The sequence below is a fragment of the Massilia brevitalea genome (assembly GCF_030711405.1).
In the GTDB taxonomy this organism is placed as follows: Bacteria; Pseudomonadota; Gammaproteobacteria; order Burkholderiales; family Burkholderiaceae_D; genus Telluria; species Telluria brevitalea.
The window spans coordinates 166475-186969 of sequence record NZ_JAULSI010000006.1 but is presented as its reverse complement, the minus strand read 5'-3'; the positions used below and the strand labels follow the sequence as shown (position 1 = coordinate 186969).

The following is a 20495-nucleotide window of genomic DNA, read 5'->3' as shown; positions in this document are numbered from 1 at the left end:
TCGCAGGCTCGCTGCTGCGCAGCTCGAAACCCCTGCTCGCCCCACGTCCGTTCCGTCCGCAAATTCAATTCTCGCTGTCCGGCACGAAGTATTCAAAAACAAAGCCCCACCGGCTTGCGCCGGAAGGGCTTTGTTTTTGAATACTGGTGGAGGCGGCGGGAATCGAACCCGCGTCCGCAAGCACTCTACAGACAGTTCTACATACTTAGCACTATCTTTTAATTTAACCTGGACAACGGGGATGTGCACCCTTTGTACAAGCGAGTTACCTTAAATTTCGGAAGCACCCAAGTAACCCGAGTGAGTCCTAGCCTCTGTAAATGACTCTACTTGCCTTGCGGCCCACCCCAGAGGCGAGGTAGTGTAGAGCTAGCAGCGATTAAGCTGCGAGTGCGTACGAGTTATCGTTTGCAGTTATTGATTTCTGGGTGTATTTACGAGGTAACCAGCCCTCGGTATGCCCTGCGCTGCTTTGCAACCCACGTCGAAACCAGGTCGCCCCCCAACGAAAGAAGCTTCATTGTACTCCAAAGCGGGTACGTGTGCACGGTGTTACTTTGATGCGAAGCGCGCTAACAATAATCATCGTTCCGCGTGGGCACGGGGTGCCCACCTTACGGTCAACGCTGGCGGAAAAACTGCTGCGCGTTAGCGGGGCAGTTCCTTGCGTCTGCTTAACGGTTGCCGGCGTTGCGCTGGGCGATCTCGTTGCCGAGGTAGCCGCCGCCGATGACGCCGGCCAGCGTGGCCAGCTTCTTGCCGTTGCCGCCGCCGACCTGGTTGCCGATCAGGCCGCCGATGACGGCGCCGGTGGCGACGCCGACATAGCTTGGGCCTTGCTGGACCGGCGCCGGCGCCGGGGCGGAAGCGGTGCGGTAGGCCGGTTCGTCGTAGCGGACCGGCTGCGGGGCAGGGCGGTGCTCGACGACGCGTGGTTTGTGCACGACGGTTTGCTTGACCACGGTTTGCTTCACCACTGGCGCCGGTTCCTGCTTGACGACGATCACCGGGGCGTTGGCGGTGGTTGGCTGCACGTAGGTCGTCGTGCCGGGGGCGGCGCTGACCACGACCGGGGCCGGGGCGGCTGCGAGCTGGGTCGGCAGCGCGGTTGGCTGCAGCTGGGCGGCGGCTGGCGCGGGCTGGACGGCGGCGAGCGGGACGGCTTGTGGTTCCGGGGCGCTGCGCGACGAGGGCAGCAGGCCGGTAATGGCGGCCGCGCCGGTCAGGCTGACAATGATCACCGAGGCGGCAGCGGCGGCCATCAGGGGATGGATACGGGTGGTGGCTTGGGTGGTGGTCATGTTCTCTGCTCCATGTGTGTTGCGTTGTTTGATGGATGCAGATTACGGAAATGGATGGTTACACGGTAGACCTGAGGCTGTATCAGTCGTAATCAGATGTAAGGGCGAAATTTGATGCGGTTGAGCGTGGGCAGCGGAGCCGTCCATCTTGCGCGGATGGCGAACGCTGATTTACCGCGTGGGCACAAGTGCCCACCCTACGTCAAGCAGCGGATTCGACTGGAACAGTGGAAGTGGTCAGCGAGCGCAGCAGAGCCAGCAAATCCAGCGGCGTGGCGCACAGGAAGTCGGCGCCCCAGTTCAAGGGTTCGATTGAGCCGCAATAGCCCCAGGCGCAGGCGACCGTCACCATGTTGGCGGCGCGGCCGGCTTCGATGTCGCGCAGGTCGTCGCCGACGTACCAGCAGTGCTCGGGCGCGATGCCGAGGCGGCGTGCCCCCTCCAGCAACGGGGCCGGATGGGGTTTTGAAAAAGGCATCGTATCGCCTGACACGATACACCCTGCGTGGTCAAGCTTAATCTGCGGGATCAGGGGATCGGTGAAGCGCGCGGGCTTGTTGGTGACCACGCCCCAGGCCATGCCGGCGTCCGTAATGCCCTGCAACAGTGCGTCGATGCCCTCGAACAGGGTGCTGTCGACGGCCATGTTGTCCTGGTAACGGTCGAACCAGGCGAGGCGCAAGTCCTCGTAGCCTGCATCGCCCGGCGCCAGGCCGAAGGCGGCGCCGATCATGCCGCGCGCGCCGGCCGAGGCGGTCGGGCGCAGGATGGCGTAGGGGGTTGGCGCGAGGCCGCGCTCGGTGCGCAGCCAGTTGACGGCGGCGGCAAGGTCGGGCGCGGTGTCGGCCAGCGTGCCGTCGAGGTCGAACAACACGGCGCGCGGCGCGGGCATGGCAGGGGAGGTCATCGGTTCTGGCGCAGGTTCAAAGCGGTTTGGTGCACGCCACCATGTAGTTCACATCGGTGTCGTTGTTGAGCGAATAGATCTTGGTGAGCGGGTTGTAGCTCAGGCCCTTCATGCCGTCCACCTGCAGGCCGGCCAGGCGCAGGTATTGCGACAGTTCGGCCGGGGTGATGAACTTGCCGTAGTCGTGGGTGCCGCGCGGCAGCATGCGCAGCACGTATTCGGCGCCGATCACGGCCAGCAAATACGCTTTGGGATTGCGGTTGATGGTGGAGAAGAACAGCTTGCCGCCCGGCTTTACCAGGGCAGCGGCGGCGCGCACGATGGACGCAGGATCGGGCACGTGCTCGAGCATTTCCATGCAGGTGACGACGTCGTACTGACCCGGTTCTTCCAGCGCCATGTCCTCGGCGGCAATCAGCTTGTAGCGCACTTCCACGCCCGACTCCAGGCTGTGCAGGTCGGCGACTTTCAGCGCCTTCTTCGACAAGTCGATGCCGGTGACCTTGGCGCCCTTGCGCGCCATCGATTCCGACAGCACGCCGCCGCCGCAGCCGATGTCGATCACGTTCTTGCCAGCCAGCGGGGCGCGCGCGTTGATCCATTCCAGGCGCAGCGGATTGATTTCATGGAGCGGACGGAATTCCGAGGTCGGGTCCCACCAGCGGTGGGCGAGCTCACTGAATTTCGAGATTTCCTGAGGGTCGGCGTTCGTAGTCATAGGTCGGAATAATAACGGGAAACTCTGCGCCGTGAAGTACAAGCGGGCGACAAAAGTGCCGGGGATGAAAAAAACCCCGCCGTAGCGGGGTTCGAAAGCTTGCTGCAGGCGGGTGGCATGCCACCCGCTCCTGCTGCCCGATTACTGCTGGCGGCTGCGGGTGCCGACCACTTCGATCTCGACGCGGCGGTTCTTCGCGCGGCCATCCGAGCTCTTGTTGTCTGCAACCGGCTGGCCTTCGCCCTTGCCTTCGGTGTAGATGCGGTTCGAATCGACGCCCTTGCCTTGCAGGTAGGCCTTGACGGCTTCGGCGCGGCGGATCGACAGTTTCTGGTTGTAGGCATCGGTGCCGATCGAGTCGGTGTGGCCGACGGCGATGATGACTTCCAGGTTCATGTCGCCCAGTTTCGAGGTCAGCTCGTCGAGTGCCGATTTGCCTTCAGGCTTGAGGACGGCCTTGTCGAAATCGAAGAAGGCGTCAGCCGAGTAGCTCACTTTTTCCGAGGTCGGGACCGGAGCCGGTGCCGGGGTTGGTGCCGGCGCCGGCGGGGTGGCTTCGACCGGTGGCGGCGGCGCCACGCACTTGCCGTTTTCCAGTTTCTCAGGCGGGACGCAGAGCGGCGCGTCGCAGCCAGGGACCGCGTCGGCCGGGGTCCAGTAGCCGGTACGCCAGCACAGGCCGAAAGGATCGCGCGCGATCACGCCGCGGCTGTCCTGGACGTAGGCGCTGTACGGCTTGTTCGCCTGGATGTCGGTGGTCAGCGGCGCGTATGGCGGTGCGCTTTGAGCAAACGCACTGCCAGCCATCGCTGCCGAAGCTGCGAGCATGAGGGTTGCAATTTTCTTCATATTTTTCTTCCTTTCGGTTTTCAATCTTCCGTTGCGGGGATGGCTGGGCATACGCATTGACGTAAGCAGAATATTAACATCCATGCAGCCGCGTACGGTTCGCATTGCGAAATTAGCAATTAACTTCTCATCCATTTTGCCATATGCGCCACGACCGCACGACCGCACGATGCCCATTTGCGGTGCATCACATTTTGACACGTTGTTTCTGCGCAACAATGTATTGCCAGAGCACGCTAGCTTGACGAACGTTTATGACAAGCATGTGTCAAAAGTTCAATTGTGTACGCTTGGCAAGTGGCTGGTGGAGAAGGAGTGTTGCCTGCGAATTACGCTGTTGCAGGGTCGCCCATGGTAAAATCCTCCGCTTGTAATTCATAAATCCACAGCCTGAAAGCAGTCGACACGCCCAATGGATCAATTCGCAAAAGAAACAGTCCCGATTTCCCTCGAAGAAGAGATGCGCAAGAGCTACCTCGATTACGCGATGAGCGTGATCGTGGGCCGTGCGCTGCCGGATGTGCGCGATGGCCTGAAGCCTGTGCACCGCCGCGTGCTCTACTCGATGCACGAGAGTAATTACAACTTCAACCGCCCGTACGTGAAGTGCGCGCGCGTGGTTGGCGATACCATGGGCAAGTACCACCCGCACGGCGACTCGTCGATCTACGACACGCTGGTGCGCATGGCCCAGGACTTTTCGCTGCGCTACACGCTGGTCGATGGCCAGGGTAACTTCGGCTCGATCGACGGCGACAGCGCCGCGGCAATGCGTTACACCGAGTGCCGCCTCGACAAGATCGCCAGCGAACTGCTGGCCGACATCGACAAGGACACGGTCGACTACCAGCCGAACTACGACGGCAAGGAAAAAGAACCAACCGTCCTGCCGACCAGGATCCCGAATCTGTTAATTAACGGATCGTCGGGCATCGCGGTCGGCATGGCCACCAACATCCCGCCGCATAATTTGTCGGAAGTCATCAACGGCGCCCAGCACCTGCTGAGCAACCCGGACTGCACCATCGACGAACTGATCGAGCTGATCCCGGCGCCGGACTTCCCGACCGCCGGCATCATCTACGGCGTCTCGGGCGTGCGCGACGGCTACCGCACCGGCCGTGGCCGCGTGGTGATGCGCGCCAAGACCCACTTCGAAGAGTATGGCAAGGATGGCGGCCGCGTGGCCATCATCATCGACGAGCTGCCGTACCAGGTGAACAAGAAGTCGCTGCTCGAGCGCATCGCCGACAACGTTCGCGAGAAAAAGCTGGAAGGCATTTCCGATATCCGCGACGAGTCGGATAAATCGGGCATGCGCGTGGTCATCGAACTGAAGCGCGGCGAAGTGCCGGAAGTGGTGCTGAACAATCTGTACAAGCAGACCCAGCTGCAAGACACTTTCGGCATGAACATGGTGGCGCTGGTGAATGGCCAGCCGAAGCTGCTGAACCTGAAGCAGATGCTGGAGTGCTTCCTGTCGCACCGCCGCGAAGTGGTCACGCGCCGCACCGTGTTCGAGCTGCGCAAGGCGCGCGAGCGCGGCCACATGCTGGAAGGCCTGGCGGTGGCGCTGGCGAACATCGACGACTTCATCGCCATCATCAAGGCCGCGCCGACGCCGCCGGTGGCGAAAGTGGAACTGATGCAGAAGGCCTGGGATTCGTCGCTGGTGCGCGAAATGCTCACGCGTACCGATCTCGGCGCGTCCGGCGGCATCGAGGCCTTCCGCCCCGAGCACCTGCCGAAGCACTACGGCATGCAGCAGGACGGCCTGTATAAACTGTCCGACGAGCAGGCCCAGGAAATCCTGCAGATGCGCCTGCAGCGTCTGACCGGCCTGGAGCAGGACAAGATCGTCAACGAGTACAAGGAAGTGATGGCCCACATCGCCGATTTGCTCGACATCCTGGCGCGTCCGGAACGCGTGACGACCATCATCAGCGACGAGATGGTGCAGATCAAGAACGACTACACCGAGAACGGCAAGGACGCGCGCCGCTCGGCCATCGAGCACAACGCCAACGAGCTCGAGACCGAAGACCTGATCACGCCGCAAGACATGGTGGTGACGCTCTCGCACACCGGCTACATGAAGTCGCAGCCGATCGCCGAATACCGTGCGCAGAAGCGCGGCGGCCGCGGCAAGCAGGCGATGGCGACCAAGGACGAGGACTGGATCGACCAGCTGTTCATCGCCAATACCCACGACTACATGCTGTGCTTCAGTAACCGCGGCCGCATGTACTGGCTGAAGGTGTGGGAAGTGCCTCAGGGTTCGCGCAACTCGCGCGGCAAACCGATCGTGAACATGTTCCCGCTGCAGGACAACGAGAAGATCACCGTCATCCTGCCGCTGTCGGGCGAAAACCGGACCTTCCCGGAAGACCATTACGTGTTCATGGCGACTTCGCTCGGCACCGTGAAAAAGACGCCGCTGAAGGACTTCAGCAACCCGCGCAAGGCCGGCATCATCGCGGTCGACCTCGACGAGGGCGACTTCCTGATCGGCGCCGCGCTGACCGACGGCGAGCACGACGTGATGCTGTTCTCGGACGGCGGCAAGGCAGTGCGCTTCGACGAGAACGACGTGCGTCCGATGGGCCGCCAGGCACGCGGCGTGCGCGGCATGAACCTGGAAGAGGGCCAGAACGTGATCGCCCTGCTGGTGGCCGAGAACGAGCAGCAGTCGGTGCTCACGGCTACCGAGAACGGCTACGGCAAGCGTACCCCGATCCTGGAGTACACCCGCCATGGCCGCGGCACCAAGGGCATGATCGCGATCCAGCAGTCCGAGCGCAACGGTAAGGTCGTGGCTGCGACCCTGGTCGACGTCACCGACGAGATCATGCTGATCACTACCGGCGGCGTGTTGATCCGCACCCGCGTGGCCGAGATCCGCGAGATGGGCCGCGCGACCCAGGGCGTGACCCTGATCGCGGTGGAAGACGGCACCAAGCTGTCGGGCCTGCAGCGTGTGGTCGAAACCGATCTCGAAGAGGTCGAGCTCGAACAGGCGCCGGAATAAAGGTCGCGAACGCCACCCCTGCGCGGGTGGCTTTTTTTTTTCATCGCTGACCAAGACGGCGCCCGGCGCCGACCCGCAGACCATGGTTGCCGTGACGATGCAGCCCTTCGTACAGGATCTCCAGAAATAGTCAGCAGACGCGAAAGGACCGCATGAACCAGGTATTCAACTTTTCCGCAGGACCGGCTGTCCTGCCCAAGGAAGTGCTGCAGCAGGCCGCGAGCGAGATGCTCGACTGGCAGGGAAGCGGCATGTCGGTGATGGAAATGTCGCACCGCGGTCCCGAGTTCATCTCGATCTACAGGCAGGCCGAGGCCGACTTGCGCGAGCTGCTGGCCGTGCCGGCCAACTACCGCATCCTGTTCATGCAGGGCGGCGGGCTGGGGCAGAACGCCATCATCCCGATGAATTTGCTGGGGCGCGTGCGCGAGCCGGCCGTGATCGACTTCGTGCACACGGGGTCGTGGTCGGGCAAGTCGGTCAAGGAAGCGGCGCGCTATGCCGAGGTGAACGTGGCGGCGTCGAGCCAGGCCGGCGGCTTTGTCTCGGTGCCGGCGCCGGAGTCGTGGCAGCTGAGCGATGGCGCGGCCTACCTGCATGTGTGCACCAACGAGACCATCGACGGCGTCGAGTACAACTTCGTACCGCAACCGCCCGCCGGCGTGCCGCTGGTGGCGGACATGTCCTCGCACATCCTGTCGCGGAGAATCGACGTGTCGCAGTACGGCGTGATCTTTGCCGGCGCCCAGAAGAACATCGGGCCGGCCGGCCTGACGCTGGTGATCGTGCGCGAGGATCTGCTCGACTATGCGCTGCCGATCTGTCCGTCCGCCTTCAACTGGAAGAACGTCGCCGAGCACGAGTCGATGTTCAATACGCCGCCGACCTATGCGATCTATATCGCCGGACTCGTGTTTGCGCACCTGAAAGCGCAGGGCGGGGTGGCGGCGATGGAAGCGCGTAATATCGAGAAGGCGCGCCTGCTGTACGAAGCGCTGGACTGCGATGATTTCTATGCGAACCATGTCGATGAATCATGTCGCTCGCGCATGAATATCCCATTTTATTTACGCGACGAATCACTGAATGAAGCATTCCTGGCCGGCGCCAAGGCGCGCGGGCTGCTGCAGCTGAAGGGCCACAAGTCCGTCGGCGGTATGCGGGCATCGATCTACAATGCGATGCCGATCGAAGGTGTGCAGGCACTGGTCGATTATTTGAACGAGTTTGCGGGGCGATAGACAGCTGCCTTCGTCCGGTGCAAATGGCCTTTGACTTCGTAGCGTGGGCTCTTGAGCCCACGCGGTCTCATCGGTCGATATGCCGCGACCCATGACGTCGGACGCGCAACCGGTCATCAGGCGCCGTACCGCGTGGGCACGAGTGCCCACCCTACGAGCGGTCGCGCAAGCAATAACAGACTAGTATCTTTTCAAGAACAACAATGAACGACAAACTCCTCCCCCTGCGCCAGCAGATCGACGCCATCGACGCCCAAATCCTCGACCTGCTGAGCCAGCGCGGCCGGCTGGCCCAGGAAGTCGGCCACGTGAAGGCCGAGACCGACGCCCCCGTATTCCGCCCCGAGCGCGAAGCCCAGGTGCTGCGCGGCGTGGCCGAGCGCAACGACGGTCCGCTCAAGGACCACGACCTGCAAACCATCTTCCGCGAAGTGATGTCCGCCTGCCGCGCGCTGGAAAAGCGCGTCACCGTCGCCTATCTCGGCCCGGCCGGTACCTTCAGCGAGCAGGCCGTGTACCAGCAGTTCGGCAGCGCCGTCGAAGGCTTGCCCTGCGCCTCGATCGACGAAGTGTTCCGCGCCGCCGAAGCCGGCACCGCCGACTTCGGCGTGGTCCCGGTCGAGAACTCGTCGGAAGGCGCGGTCAACCGCACGCTCGACCTGATGCTGGCCACGACCACCATCATCAGCGGCGAAGTCTCGATCCCGGTCCACCACAGCCTGATGAGCAAAAGCGGCAGCATGGATGGCATCACCACCATCTGCGCCCACTCGCAGGCGCTGGCCCAGTGCCAGGTCTGGCTGAACCTGCACCACCCCGGCATCGACCGCCGCGCCGTGGCCTCGAACGCGGAGGCGGCGGTGATGGCCAGCCGCGACCCGTCGGTGGCGGCAATCGCCAGCGAAATGGCGGGCGAGCAGTACCAACTCGGCGTGGTGCAGGCCCACATCCAGGACGACCCGCACAACCGCACGCGCTTCGTGGTCATTGGCCAGCACGCCACCACGCCTTCGGGCAAGGACCGCACCTCGCTGGTGCTGGCGGTGCCGAACAAGGCGGGCGCGGTCTACAATTTGCTGGCGCCGCTGGCCACGCACGGCGTGTCGATGAGCCGTTTTGAATCGCGCCCGGCGCGTACCGGCAACTGGGAGTACTACTTCTACGTCGACGTCGAGGGCCACCGCCAGGACGCGCCGGTCGCGCGCGCCCTGCAAGACCTGCAGGACAATGCCGCCTTCTACAAGCTGCTGGGTTCCTACCCGGTCGGCCTCTGATTCCTCCATTTTTTTGAGACACACCATGACGCAATTCGGTCCAGAGTACGTTCGTGCCATCGCCCCTTACCAGGCCGGCAAACCCATCGCTGAAGTCGCCCGCGAGTTCGGTCTCGACGAGGCCAGCATCGTCAAGCTTGCATCGAACGAGAATCCGTTCGGCATCCCCGAATCGAGCAAAATCGCGATGGCCAAGGCCGCCGCAGAACTGGGCCGCTACCCGGACGCCAACGGCTTCGAGCTGAAGGCCGCGCTGGCCGAACGCTACGACGTGCCGGCCGACTGGATCACCCTCGGCAACGGCAGCAACGACATCCTGGAAATCGCCGCCCACGCCTTTGTGCAAAAGGGTGAAGCCGTGGTGTACTCGCAGTACTCGTTCGCCGTGTACGCGCTGGCGACGCAAGGCGTGGGCGCGCGCGCCATCGTGGTGCCGGCCGTGAAGTATGGCCACGACCTGGATGCCATGGCCGCCGCCATCGATGCCGATACGCGCCTGGTGTTCGTGGCGAATCCGAACAACCCGACCGGCACCTTCATTGGCGCCGAAGCGATCGAAGCCTTCCTGAACAAGGTGCCGTCGAACGTGGTCGTGGTGCTCGACGAAGCCTACAACGAATACCTGGCGCCCGAGTACCAGTTCGAGTCCGCCGACTGGGTGCGCAAGTACCCGAACCTGGTGGTCTCGCGCACCTTCTCCAAGGCCTACGGCCTGGCCGGCCTGCGGGTAGGCTTCGCGATTGCCCAGCCGGCCGTGACCGACCTGATGAACCGCATCCGCCAGCCCTTCAACGTGAATTCGCTGGCGCAGGCAGCGGCGATCGCGGCCCTGAACGACCAGGCCTTCCTGGCCAAGGGCGCCGAGAACAATGCAGCAGGCTACCAGCAGCTGACCGCCGCGTTTGAAGAACTCGGCCTGGAGTACGTGCCGTCCTTCGGCAACTTCGTGCTGGTACGCGTGGGTGACGATGACGGCGCCGGCGCGCGCGTGAACCTGGCGCTGCTGAAGCAGGGCGTGATCGTGCGTCCGGTCGGTGCTTACGGCTTGCCGCAGTGGCTGCGCATTTCCATCGGCCTGTCGCAGGAAAACGCCGCCTTCATCGAAGCACTGAAGAAGACGCTGGCGTAAATGCTGGGCAAAGTCGTCATCGTCGGCGTCGGTCTGATCGGCGGGTCGTTCGCGCTGGCCTTGAGGGCTGCTGGCGCGGTGCGTGAAGTGGTGGGCCTGGAGCGTTCGCCGGAAGCGGCGGCGCGTGCGCTGGAGCTGGGCATCGTCGACAGCATCACCGCCTCGCCGCAAGAAGCGATGAGCGGTGCCGACCTGGTGCTGCTCGCCGCACCCGTCGCGCAGACGGCGCGGATACTGGAAGCGCTGCTGCCCTGGCTGGAGCCGGGCACCGTCATCACCGACGCCGGCAGCACCAAGGCCGACGTCGCCGCTACCGCCCGCGCCGTGCTGGGCGAACGTGCCAGGCAGTTCGTACCCGGCCACCCGATTGCGGGCCGCGAAAGCAACGGCCCGGATGCCGCCCTGCCAGACCTCTACCAGGGCAAGAAAACGGTGATCACGCCGCTGCCGGAAAACGCCGCGGGCGATGTCGGCCTGGTGGCCGCAGCATGGCGCCTGTGCGGCGCGGTCATCCACACCCTTACGCCCGAGCAGCACGACAGCGTGTTCGCCGCGGTCAGCCATCTGCCGCACCTGCTGGCCTTTGCGCTGGTCGACGACATCGCGCAGAAACCGCACGCGGATCTGCTCTTCCAGTATGCCGCCAGCGGTTTCCGCGACTTCACGCGGATTGCCGGCTCCTCGCCCGAGATGTGGCGCGACATCAGCCTGGCGAATCGTACTGCGCTCCTTACCGAGCTCGATGCATATCTGGCACAATTGACCGTATTGCGCGCACGCCTGGCCGCGAACGACGGTCCCGGGCTGGAAGCCATCTATACGAATGCGCAGCGCGCCCGCCGGGCCTGGAGCGAGGCCATCGAGACAGCCGAGCCTCCTAGTCCTAAACAGGAATCTACATGACGCAGCAAAAGCCGAAACACTACCCGCAGCACATCGACCTGGAACCCGTGATGCACGTGGAGGGCACGGTGCGCCTGCCGGGTTCGAAAAGCATCTCGAACCGCACGCTGCTGCTGGCGGCCCTCAGCGAAGGCAGGACCACCATCCACGATTTGCTGGCCTCGGACGACACCCTGGTCATGCTGGGCGCGCTGCGCTCGCTCGGCATCCAATGGGAAGAAATCGATGAGCGCACTATTCAAGTGCACGGCAACGGCGGCGAACTGCCCAACCATGAAGCCGACCTGTTCATGGGCAATGCCGGCACCGCGATCCGTCCGCTCACCGCGGCCCTGGCCGTCATCGGCGGCAGCTATACCCTGCATGGCGTCTCGCGCATGCACGAACGCCCGATCGGCGACCTGGTCGACGCCCTGAACGAGGTCGGCGCCCAGATCGAGTACACCGGCGAACCGGGCTTCCCGCCGCTGCACATCAAGCGCGGCCACATCCACGCCAGCCGCATGTCGGTGCGCGGGAATGTGTCGAGCCAGTTCCTGACCGCGCTCCTGATGGCCGCGCCGCTGATGGCGCGCGGCCACGAGATCACCATCGACGTGGTCGGCGAACTGATCTCCAAGCCCTACATCGAGATCACGCTGAATCTGATGCGCCGCTTTGGCGTGGAAGTAGAACAGGCCGGCTGGTCCTCGTTCACCGTGCAGCCGGGCCAGCGCTACCAGAGTCCGGGCAGCATCCACGTCGAAGGCGACGCCTCATCGGCCTCCTACTTCCTGGCGGCCGGCGCAATCGGCGGCGGCCCGGTGCGGGTCGAGGGCGTGGGCGAACACAGCATCCAGGGCGACGTGCGCTTTGCCGATGCGCTGGAGCGCATGGGCGCCACCATCACCCGCGGCGACAACTGGATCGAGGCGCGTTCGAACGGTGTGTTGAAAGCCATCGACGCCGACTTCAACCATATTCCCGATGCGGCGATGACGATTGCCGTGGCCGCGCTGTACGCCGACGGCACCAGCACCCTGCGCAACATCGCCAGCTGGCGGGTAAAAGAGACCGACCGCCTGGCCGCGATGGCCATCGAGCTGCGCAAGGTCGGCGCCATCGTGGAGGAGGGCGCCGACTACCTCCGCATCACGCCGCCGCACGAACTGCTGCCGGCTACCGTGGACACCTACGACGACCATCGCATGGCGATGTGCTTCTCGCTCGCCGCGCTGGACGGCAAGGCGCGCCGCGGCAACGCCATGCGCATCAACGACCCGAAGTGCGTGGCCAAGACCTTCCCCGATTACTTCGAGGCGTTTGCCGGCATCGCCAAGAACGAATTGTTTTGACCTGTTTTTAAAAAGAAGAACACCATGCCTAACTCCCACATCCCCGTCCTCACCATCGACGGCCCGACCGCCTCGGGCAAGGGGACCGTTGCCGCGCGCGTGGCCGACCGCCTTGGCTACCACCTGCTCGACTCGGGCGCGCTGTACCGCCTGACGGCCTTGTCGGCAGTGCGCGCCGGCGTGGCGCTCGATGACGAGCCTGCGGTGGCCGCCCTGGCTGCCGCGCTGCCGGCGACGTTCTCGAATGGCGACATTTTCCTGGACGGGGAAGAAGTAGGCGAGCAGATCCGCGCCGAGGAAGTGGGCAACAGCGCCTCGAAGATCGCGGCGATCCCGAGCGTGCGCCAGGCCCTGTACGGCCTGCAGCTGGGCTTCCGCAAGGCGCCCGGCCTGGTGGCCGACGGCCGCGACATGGGCACGGTGATCTTCCCCAACGCCCGTCTTAAAGTGTTCCTGACGGCAAGTGTGGAAGCACGTGCCGAACGCCGATATAAGCAATTGATTGGCAAAGGAATTTCTGCTAATATGGAAGGTCTGCTGGCTGATTTGCAGGCGCGCGACGACCGCGATACCCATCGCAGCGTCGCCCCGCTGGTGCCGGCAGAGGGTGCGTATATCCTCGATACGTCAGACATGACGGTTGATGAAGCAGTGGAACAAGTGCTCCATTGGAACGCATTGTTGTAAATACCTGGATGTTTCCGGATGCTTTAATTCGGACCCGTAGTACAGCCGTAAAGGAGCCTGTAAGGCGTTTGCCGCACGGGCATTTGTTTCAACCTGACCCAGTTCAGAACCACACCATCGCTGGTCCTGCTGGCTAACATGTAAATCACCTATGTCTACTGCAACCACCCAAGATACCGGTATGGAAAGCTTCGCAGCCCTCTTCGAGGAATCGCTGCAACGCCAGGATATGCGTTCGGGCGAAGTCATCTCGGCTGAAGTCGTCCGCCTGGATCACAACTTCGTCATCGTCAACGCTGGCCTGAAGTCGGAAGCCTTCATCCCGGTCGAAGAATTCAAGAACGACCAGGGCGAACTGGAAGTTCAAATCGGCGATTTCGTTTCCGTGGCTATCGAGTCGCTGGAAAACGGCTTCGGCGACACCATCCTGTCGCGCGACAAGGCCAAGCGCCTGGCGTCGTGGCTGGCACTGGAAAAAGCGATGGAATCGGGCGAAATCGTCACCGGTACCGTCAATGGTAAAGTCAAAGGCGGCCTGACCGTCCTGACCAACGGCATCCGTGCCTTCCTGCCGGGTTCGCTGGTCGACACCCGTCCAGTCAAGGACACCACCCCGTTCGAAGGCAAGACCCTGGAATTCAAGGTCATCAAGCTCGACCGCAAGCGTAACAACGTCGTGCTGTCGCGCCGCGCCGTCATCGAAGCGTCGATGGGCGAAGAGCGCCAGAAGCTGATGGAAACCCTGAAAGAAGGCACCGTGGTGACCGGCGTCGTCAAGAACATCACCGACTACGGCGCGTTCGTTGACCTGGGCGGCATCGACGGCCTGCTGCACATCACCGACCTGGCATGGCGTCGCGTGCGTCACCCGTCGGAAGTCCTGTCGGTTGGCCAGGAGATCACCGCTAAAGTCCTGAAATACGATCAAGAGAAGAACCGTGTTTCGCTGGGCGTCAAGCAACTGGGCGATGACCCATGGACCGGTCTGTCGCGTCGTTACCCGCAAGGCACCCGCCTGTTCGGTAAAGTCACGAACCTCACCGACTACGGCGCGTTCGTCGAAGTCGAGCAGGGTATCGAAGGCCTGGTCCACGTGTCGGAAATGGACTGGACCAACAAGAACGTGGCCCCGAACAAAGTCGTGCAGCTGGGCGACGAAGTCGAAGTCATGGTCCTGGAAATCGACGAAGAGCGTCGCCGTATCTCGCTGGGCATGAAGCAGTGCAAAGCGAACCCATGGGACGACTTCGGCATGACCCACAAGAAGGGCGACAAAGTCCGTGGCTCGATCAAGTCGATCACCGACTTCGGCGTGTTCATCGGCCTGCCAGGCAACATCGATGGCCTGGTGCACCTGTCCGACCTGTCGTGGACCGAAGCCGGCGAAGAAGCTGTCCGCCGCTTCAAGAAGGGCGACGAGCTGGAAGCCGTTGTCCTGGCCATCGACGTCGAGCGCGAGCGTGTTTCGCTGGGCGTCAAGCAGCTGGAAGGCGACCCGTTCAACAACTTCGCAGCCCTGAACGACAAGGGTTCGCTGGTCACCGGCACCGTGAAATCGGTTGAGCCAAAAGGCGCCGTGATCGCCCTGAACGAAGAAGTCGAAGGCTACCTGCGCGCTTCGGAAATCGCACGTGACCGCGTTGAAGATGCTGGCACCCACCTGAAGGTCGGCGACAAGGTCGAAGCCCTGGTGATCAACATTGATCGCAAAGCGCGCAGCATCCAGCTGTCGATCAAGGCGAAAGACAACGTCGAGACCCAGGAAGCGATGAGCAAGCTGTCGTCCTCGTCGGACAGCAACGCCGCATCGGGCACCACCAGCCTGGGCGCGCTGCTGAAAGCCAAGTTCGATAACAAGAATTAAGCAAGAACTCATTGTTCTTTAAGGCGAACAGATGACCAAGTCCGAGCTGATTGCACGACTGGCTGAGCGTTATTCTCAGCTGGTCGCCAAGGATGCGGAGTACGCTGTCAAGACCATCCTCGATGCGATGACCAACGCCTTGGCCACGGGCCAGCGCATCGAGATCCGTGGTTTCGGCAGCTTCGCACTGAACAGCCGTCCGCCCCGCATCGGACGCAACCCGAAGTCCGGCGACAAGGTGATGGTGCCCGAAAAACGGGTGCCCCACTTCAAGCCTGGCAAGCAGTTGCGCGAACGGGTGGATGCGATGGTCGGGCAACCGATCATCGAAGACTGAATCGTCTGCCAGCCAGGCAAGAACGGCGTCCTTCGGGGCGCCGTTTTTTTCGTGCGTATGTGCCTGCTGGTCTTCGATGCGGCCCGCGACGTTGACCGTACGGAGGGCACGGAGTGCCCACCGTACGGACCGTGGCTTCGGTCGGGTTCCGGCCATGCGGCTTTGAAAGAATCCTGTAGATATGCGACACTGCGCCTTTGCAGACCGCTCCAGGCAAACCAACCGATGAAATTCGTCTCCACCATTGCAGGATTCATCCTGTTCGTTCTGTTTTTCGGCTTCGCGCTGAAAAATACGCAGGCAGTCGATCTTCACTTTTTCCTCGGTTACGAACTGCGTGGCCCGCTGGTGCTGATGCTGCTGGCCTTCTTCGTGGCCGGCGCCGCCCTCGGCATCCTGGCCGTCACACCCACCGTGTTCCGCCACCGCCGCGAAACCTCGCAGCACAAGAACACCATCCAGGCCCTGCAAAGCGCTGCCGGCACCGGCGCCGCCCAGCCGGCCGCGGATGCGGTCACGCCGACGCCGCGCTGACCGTCCTGCCGCACGGCCCGCTACACTGCGCTACACTGCGCACTCGGTAACACAACATAAAAAGAAACTCATGGAAGCTGAACTCTGGTGGCTGTTGGCCATTCCCTTCTTCTTTGGCCTGGGCTGGATCGCCGCCCGCGTCGACATCCGGCAACTCGTCTCCGAATCGCGCACCCTGCCGCGCGCCTACTTCAAGGGCCTGAACCACCTGCTGAACGACCAGCCCGACAAGGCCATCGACGCCTTCATCGAAATCGTCACGCTCGATCCGGAAACCGCCGACATGCACTTTGCGCTCGGTAACCTGTTCCGCCGCCGCGGCGAGATCGAGCGCGCGATCCGTGTCCACCAGAATCTGCTGGCGCGCCCGGACCTGCCGCTGGAACAGCGCACCCACGCCCAGTACGAACTCGGCATGGACTACCTGAAGGCCGGCCTGCTCGACCGCGCCGAGGAAACCTTCAACGGCCTGGTCGAAGGCAGCTACAGCGTGCAGGCACGCAAGGCCTTGCTGGAGATCTACCAGCGCGAAAAGGAATGGAGCCGCGCCATCGATGCCGCCAGCGGCCTGCAATCCTCGGGCGCCGGTGCGCGCCAAAAGGAGATCGCCCAGTTCTATTGCGAGCTGGCCCAGGACGCGCTGGTGCGCAGTGACCTGGCCGACGCCATGTCGCTGCTCGACAAGGCCCTGCACGCCGACCGCAACAGCGTACGCGCCACCATGCTGCTCGGCGACGCACTCGTGGCCCAGGGCGAGGTCGAAAGCGCGCTCACGGTCTGGAAGCGCGTGGAGCAGCAAAGCGTGCCGCACGTGGCCCTGGTCGCCGGGCGCCTGATGGATGGCTACCGCCGCGTCGGCCGTCCGCAAGAGGGCGTGAACCTGCTGCGTTCCTACCTGGCCGAAGCCTCGTCGATCGACCTGATCGACGTCATCTTCAAGGCCGTGATCGAACTCGACGGCGTGGAAGCGGCCAAGGCCCTGGTGGTCGACGAGTTGCGACGCAATCCAACCTTGCTCGGCCTGGACAAGCTGCTGGAAGCACGCCTGATGGATGCGCCGGCCCATATCTGGGAAGAGCTGTCGATGGTGAAGAACCTGATCCACGGCTACACGGCGAAGCTGGCGCGCTACCAGTGCAGCCATTGCGGCTTCAAGGCGCGCCAGTACTACTGGCAATGCCCGGGCTGCAGCAACTGGGAAACCTATCCGCCGCGCCGCACCGAAGAACTGAACGTGATGAACTGATCATGGATACCGTCATTCCATCCCGCCTGCTGGCGGCAGAAGATTACCTCGGCGCCGCTCCGGCGCGTCTCGACACCGTGCGCATGCTGGTGGTGGGCGACGTCATGCTCGACCGCTACTGGTTCGGCGACGTCTCGCGCATTTCGCCGGAAGCGCCGGTGCCGGTGGTGCGCATCGAGCGGCGCGAGGAGCGTCTCGGCGGCGCCGCCAACGTGGCGCGCAACGCCGCCGCGCTGGGCGCGCACAGCGGCCTGCTAGGCGTGGTCGGCAAGGACGAAGCCGGCACGCAAGTGGAGACGCTGCTGCGCGACTCCAGCATCCACAGCTATCTGCAGCGCGACGAGGCGATCTCGACCATCATCAAGCTGCGCGTGATCGGACGCCAGCAGCAGATGGTGCGCATCGACTTCGAGGATGCGCCAACCGAGACCGTGTTGCGCGACAAGTTCACCCAGTTCAAGGCGCTGCTGCCGAGCTATGACGTGCTGATCTTCTCGGACTACAACAAGGGCAGCCTGGTGAACGTGGCCGAGATGATCCGCGCCGCCCGCGAAGCCGGCAAGTTCGTGATGGTCGACCCGAAGGGCGACGATTTCTCGCCGTATGCGGGGGCCAGCATCCTGACGCCGAACAAGTCGGAGCTGAAGCGTATCGTCGGCAGCTGGAAGAGCGAGGAACAGCTGACGCAGAAGGCCCAGGCGCTGCGCGAAGAGCTGGGGCTGGAAGCCTTGTTGGTCACGCGCTCGGAAGAGGGCATGAGCCTGTACACGGCGCAGGAAGTGCTGCACGTGAATACCGAGGCGCGCGAGGTGTTCGACGTGTCCGGTGCGGGCGACACCGTGATCGCGACCATGGCGGCGATGCTGGGGGCCGGCGCGCCGCTGGACCTGGCGCTGGCGACCGCCAACCGGGCGGGCGGGATCGTGGTGGGCAAGCTCGGGACCGCGACCGTCACGCGCGAGGAATTGTTCGGCGCTTGACCGGCATGGTGGGTTCGAGAACCCACCGATGCCACGCCTGCACCTTGAAACGCCCGCAACCACACCGTCGCCGCCCTCCATCCCACCACACATTCCACCCCCTGATCTACCTCAAACTCCACACGTCAACAGCCCCGCCGCTCAGCCGTTAAGCGCGCTGGACGGCAACCGCCGTCCCTGTCACGACTATGGAGACCACATGATCAAGAAACTGATGCTCGCAATTGCCGCGCTGGCCGCCTCGGCCAGCTTCGCCTTCGCCCAGGTCGACGTCAACAAGGCCGATGCCGCCGCCCTTGACGGCGTGAAGGGTGTGGGCCCGAGCATGTCGAAAGCCATCCTGGACGAACGCGCCAAGGGTGAGTTCAAGGACTGGGCCGATCTGCAAAAGCGGGTGAAGGGCATGGGCGACAAGAAGGCAGCCAAGCTGTCCGAAGCCGGCCTGCAGGTGAACGGCAAGGCAAAGGAAGGCGCGGCCATGGCGGCCAAGTCCGAGAAGCCGGCCAAGGGCGCCAAGGAAGCGCCTAAGCCGGCCGAGACCAAGGCCAGCATGTAATCACAGGGCGAAGCCAGCGTGGCTGTTGTGCAGCCGCGCTGGCTGGCTCTTCTTTTTTTCTCAACTCGACCAGACAGCTTTTTTATCGTGTAAAGACTGCAAGCCTTGCCAGGTGCGTGAGAAGATACGTTGCTTGATTGAAGCGCAACGATAAGAAGGAAACGCATGCCTCACGTCCGCCGCATTACTCTCCTCGTCGCCGGCCTGTTCGCCGCCGGCGCCGCCAGCGCCGCACCGGCCACCTCGGGCCCCGACACCACCCGTCACCAGGCGCAGATCGACAAGATCGTCGCCGAGATCTCGCCGAAACGCATCGAAGGCTATATCAACAAGCTGGTCAGTTTCGAGACCCGCCACACGATGTCCGATACCGTGTCGGAAACGCGCGGCATCGGCGCCGCCCGCCGCTGGATCAAGAGCGAGCTCGAGCGCTGCGGCGCCGGCAAGCTGCAGGTAAGCTTCGACAGCCATGTCGCGCCGGTATCGGCCCGCATCTCGCGTCCGACCGAGATCGTCAACGTGGTCGCCACCTTGCCGGGCACGCAGGATGCATCGAAGGACCGCCTGTACGTGGTCAGCGGCCACTACGACTCGCGCAACACCGACGTGATGGATGCCGAGGGCAAGGCGCCGGGCGCCAACGACGACGCATCGGGCACTGCCGCCGTGATGGAAATGGCCTGCGTGATGGCCAAGTACAAGTTCGATGCGACCCTGGTCTTCATGGTCGTGGCCGCCGAAGAGCAGGGCCTGCTGGGCGCCGGCCACTGGGCCAAGCAGGCGCGCGCCAACAACCTGAACGTGGCCGGCATGTTCACCAACGACATCATCGGCAGCTCGCGCGCCGACGACGGCCGCGTCGACAACAAGCAGGTGCGCCTGTTCGCCCAGAGCATCCCGGCGACGAAAGAGATGAGCGACGCCGTGCGCCAGCTGGTGGCCACCGGCGGCGAGAACGATTCGATCTCGCGCCAGCTCGCGCGCCACGTGAAGGAGCAGGGCGAGCGCTACGTGAAGGGCTTCAAGGTCAGCGTGATCCAGCGCCACGACCGCTACCTGCGCGGCGGCGACCACATGCCTTTCCTGGAGCAGGGCTACGCCGCGCTGCGCTTCACCGAGCCGAACGAGGACTTCTCGCACCAGCACCAGAACCTGCGCACCGAGGGCGGCAAGGTGTATGGCGACCTGATCGAGTTCGTCGACTTCGACTACACGGCGAAGGTGGCGAAGGTGAACGCCGCGGCCCTGGCCTCGCTGGCCCTGGCCCCGAGCGCACCGAAGGAGGTCAAGGTGCGCACCGACAAGCTGGTGAACGACTCGACCCTGGTGTGGGCGGCCAATCCGGAACCGGACGTCGCGGGTTACCGCATCGTCTGGCGCGATACCACGGCGGCGCAGTGGGAAGGCGCGCAGTACGTGGGCAACGTGCTTGAAGCCACGGTCAAGCTGTCGAAGGACAACGTGTTCTTCGGCGTGCAGGCGATCGACAAGGAAGGCAATGTCAGCCCGGCAACTTACCCGGCGCCCCTGCGTTAATGCTGTTGTAGGGTGGGCACTCGTGCCCACGCGGTCTCATCATGTGAATACATGCGGCCCACAACGAATCA

General features: G+C 63.5%; 18 protein-coding genes and 1 other RNA gene. 14 read left to right on the top strand and 5 right to left on the bottom strand.

What is annotated here, in order from left to right:
* Positions 1-144: 144 nt before the first annotated feature.
* The 5 genes from ssrA to ompA all read right to left on the bottom strand — a co-directional run bounded on the left by ssrA (position 145) and on the right by ompA (position 3775).
* Positions 145-503: a transfer-messenger RNA gene (ssrA, locus tag QWL29_RS05700) on the bottom strand.
* A 171-nt stretch (positions 504-674) separates the two neighbouring features.
* On the bottom strand, positions 675-1301 hold the full coding sequence (locus QWL29_RS05695) for a glycine zipper 2TM domain-containing protein (protein WP_305821909.1): 627 nt from the start codon (positions 1299-1301) through the stop codon (positions 675-677).
* A 202-nt stretch (positions 1302-1503) separates the two neighbouring features.
* Positions 1504-2208, bottom strand: a complete 705-nt coding sequence (locus QWL29_RS05690; protein ID WP_305821908.1) for an HAD family hydrolase — start codon at positions 2206-2208, stop codon at positions 1504-1506.
* Positions 2209-2224: 16 nt separating this feature from the next.
* Entirely contained in the window at positions 2225-2926 is a 702-nt protein-coding gene (gene ubiG / locus QWL29_RS05685; RefSeq protein WP_305821907.1) for a bifunctional 2-polyprenyl-6-hydroxyphenol methylase/3-demethylubiquinol 3-O-methyltransferase UbiG, read from the bottom strand.
* 141 nt (positions 2927-3067) lie between these two features.
* Positions 3068-3775, bottom strand: a complete 708-nt coding sequence (ompA, locus tag QWL29_RS05680) for an outer membrane protein OmpA (RefSeq protein WP_305821906.1) — start codon at positions 3773-3775, stop codon at positions 3068-3070.
* A 412-nt stretch (positions 3776-4187) separates the two neighbouring features.
* On the opposite strand from ompA, the gene gyrA reads away from it, so the two are divergent.
* The 14 genes from gyrA (at position 4188) to QWL29_RS05610 (ending at position 20424) form a co-directional block, all read left to right on the top strand.
* A complete protein-coding gene (gyrA, locus tag QWL29_RS05675; RefSeq protein ID WP_305821905.1) occupies positions 4188-6803 on the top strand; it encodes a DNA gyrase subunit A in 2616 nt (871 codons plus the stop codon).
* Positions 6804-6955: 152 nt separating this feature from the next.
* Positions 6956-8044 (top strand): 3-phosphoserine/phosphohydroxythreonine transaminase, encoded by a 1089-nt coding sequence (gene serC, locus QWL29_RS05670; protein ID WP_305821904.1) that lies wholly within the window; start codon positions 6956-6958, stop codon positions 8042-8044.
* A gap of 203 nt (positions 8045-8247) precedes the next feature.
* Positions 8248-9318, top strand: coding sequence for a prephenate dehydratase (gene pheA, locus QWL29_RS05665; protein WP_305821903.1), 1071 nt, complete (start codon positions 8248-8250; stop codon positions 9316-9318).
* A 25-nt stretch (positions 9319-9343) separates the two neighbouring features.
* Positions 9344-10447 (top strand): histidinol-phosphate transaminase, encoded by a 1104-nt coding sequence (gene hisC / locus QWL29_RS05660; RefSeq protein WP_305821902.1) that lies wholly within the window; start codon positions 9344-9346, stop codon positions 10445-10447.
* Positions 10448-11350, top strand: coding sequence for a prephenate dehydrogenase (locus tag QWL29_RS05655; protein WP_305821901.1), 903 nt, complete (start codon positions 10448-10450; stop codon positions 11348-11350).
* Positions 11347-12684 carry a 3-phosphoshikimate 1-carboxyvinyltransferase gene (gene aroA, locus QWL29_RS05650; RefSeq protein WP_305821900.1) on the top strand — a complete coding sequence of 446 codons (1338 nt, stop codon included), beginning with the start codon at positions 11347-11349 and terminating at the stop codon, positions 12682-12684. The genes QWL29_RS05655 and aroA overlap by 4 nt, the downstream gene beginning before the upstream one ends.
* Positions 12685-12708: 24 nt before the next feature.
* A complete protein-coding gene (gene cmk, locus QWL29_RS05645; RefSeq protein WP_305821899.1) occupies positions 12709-13371 on the top strand; it encodes a (d)CMP kinase in 663 nt (220 codons plus the stop codon).
* 151 nt (positions 13372-13522) lie between these two features.
* Positions 13523-15235 carry a 30S ribosomal protein S1 gene (rpsA, locus tag QWL29_RS05640; protein ID WP_305821898.1) on the top strand — a complete coding sequence of 571 codons (1713 nt, stop codon included), beginning with the start codon at positions 13523-13525 and terminating at the stop codon, positions 15233-15235.
* A gap of 31 nt (positions 15236-15266) precedes the next feature.
* Positions 15267-15572: an integration host factor subunit beta gene (locus QWL29_RS05635; protein WP_056344442.1), complete on the top strand. Its 306-nt coding sequence runs from the start codon at positions 15267-15269 to the stop codon at positions 15570-15572.
* A 225-nt stretch (positions 15573-15797) separates the two neighbouring features.
* Positions 15798-16106, top strand: a complete 309-nt coding sequence (locus QWL29_RS05630) for a LapA family protein (protein WP_290423600.1) — start codon at positions 15798-15800, stop codon at positions 16104-16106.
* Between the two features lie 70 nt (positions 16107-16176).
* On the top strand, positions 16177-17352 hold the full coding sequence (gene lapB / locus QWL29_RS05625) for a lipopolysaccharide assembly protein LapB (RefSeq protein ID WP_305821897.1): 1176 nt from the start codon (positions 16177-16179) through the stop codon (positions 17350-17352).
* 2 nt (positions 17353-17354) lie between these two features.
* Positions 17355-18332, top strand: coding sequence for a D-glycero-beta-D-manno-heptose-7-phosphate kinase (gene rfaE1, locus QWL29_RS05620; RefSeq protein WP_305821896.1), 978 nt, complete (start codon positions 17355-17357; stop codon positions 18330-18332).
* A gap of 199 nt (positions 18333-18531) precedes the next feature.
* The gene (locus tag QWL29_RS05615; RefSeq protein ID WP_305821895.1) at positions 18532-18888 is read left to right on the top strand and encodes a ComEA family DNA-binding protein; all 357 of its coding nucleotides are present in this window, start codon (positions 18532-18534) and stop codon (positions 18886-18888) included.
* A 165-nt stretch (positions 18889-19053) separates the two neighbouring features.
* The gene (locus QWL29_RS05610) at positions 19054-20424 is read left to right on the top strand and encodes a M28 family peptidase (RefSeq protein ID WP_305821894.1); all 1371 of its coding nucleotides are present in this window, start codon (positions 19054-19056) and stop codon (positions 20422-20424) included.
* Positions 20425-20495: the final 71 nt, after the last annotated feature.

Bases quoted from the DNA above. Each gene is read 5' to 3' on its own strand.
- rpsA (WP_305821898.1), top strand. From the start codon at position 13,523: ATGTCTACTGCAACCACCCAAGATACCGGTATGGAAAGCTTCGCAGCC.
- pheA (WP_305821903.1), top strand. From the start codon at position 8,248: ATGAACGACAAACTCCTCCCCCTGCGCCAGCAGATCGACGCCATCGAC.
- QWL29_RS05610 (WP_305821894.1), top strand. From the start codon at position 19,054: ATGCCTCACGTCCGCCGCATTACTCTCCTCGTCGCCGGCCTGTTCGCC.
- QWL29_RS05655 (WP_305821901.1), top strand. From the start codon at position 10,448: ATGCTGGGCAAAGTCGTCATCGTCGGCGTCGGTCTGATCGGCGGGTCG.
- serC (WP_305821904.1), top strand. From the start codon at position 6,956: ATGAACCAGGTATTCAACTTTTCCGCAGGACCGGCTGTCCTGCCCAAG.
- ompA (WP_305821906.1), bottom strand. From the start codon at position 3,775: ATGAAGAAAATTGCAACCCTCATGCTCGCAGCTTCGGCAGCGATGGCT.
- cmk (WP_305821899.1), top strand. From the start codon at position 12,709: ATGCCTAACTCCCACATCCCCGTCCTCACCATCGACGGCCCGACCGCC.
- aroA (WP_305821900.1), top strand. From the start codon at position 11,347: ATGACGCAGCAAAAGCCGAAACACTACCCGCAGCACATCGACCTGGAA.
- QWL29_RS05615 (WP_305821895.1), top strand. From the start codon at position 18,532: ATGATCAAGAAACTGATGCTCGCAATTGCCGCGCTGGCCGCCTCGGCC.
- QWL29_RS05630 (WP_290423600.1), top strand. From the start codon at position 15,798: ATGAAATTCGTCTCCACCATTGCAGGATTCATCCTGTTCGTTCTGTTT.
- rfaE1 (WP_305821896.1), top strand. From the start codon at position 17,355: ATGGATACCGTCATTCCATCCCGCCTGCTGGCGGCAGAAGATTACCTC.
- ubiG (WP_305821907.1), bottom strand. From the start codon at position 2,926: ATGACTACGAACGCCGACCCTCAGGAAATCTCGAAATTCAGTGAGCTC.
- QWL29_RS05690 (WP_305821908.1), bottom strand. From the start codon at position 2,208: ATGACCTCCCCTGCCATGCCCGCGCCGCGCGCCGTGTTGTTCGACCTC.
- gyrA (WP_305821905.1), top strand. From the start codon at position 4,188: ATGGATCAATTCGCAAAAGAAACAGTCCCGATTTCCCTCGAAGAAGAG.
- lapB (WP_305821897.1), top strand. From the start codon at position 16,177: ATGGAAGCTGAACTCTGGTGGCTGTTGGCCATTCCCTTCTTCTTTGGC.
- hisC (WP_305821902.1), top strand. From the start codon at position 9,344: ATGACGCAATTCGGTCCAGAGTACGTTCGTGCCATCGCCCCTTACCAG.
- QWL29_RS05695 (WP_305821909.1), bottom strand. From the start codon at position 1,301: ATGACCACCACCCAAGCCACCACCCGTATCCATCCCCTGATGGCCGCC.
- QWL29_RS05635 (WP_056344442.1), top strand. From the start codon at position 15,267: ATGACCAAGTCCGAGCTGATTGCACGACTGGCTGAGCGTTATTCTCAG.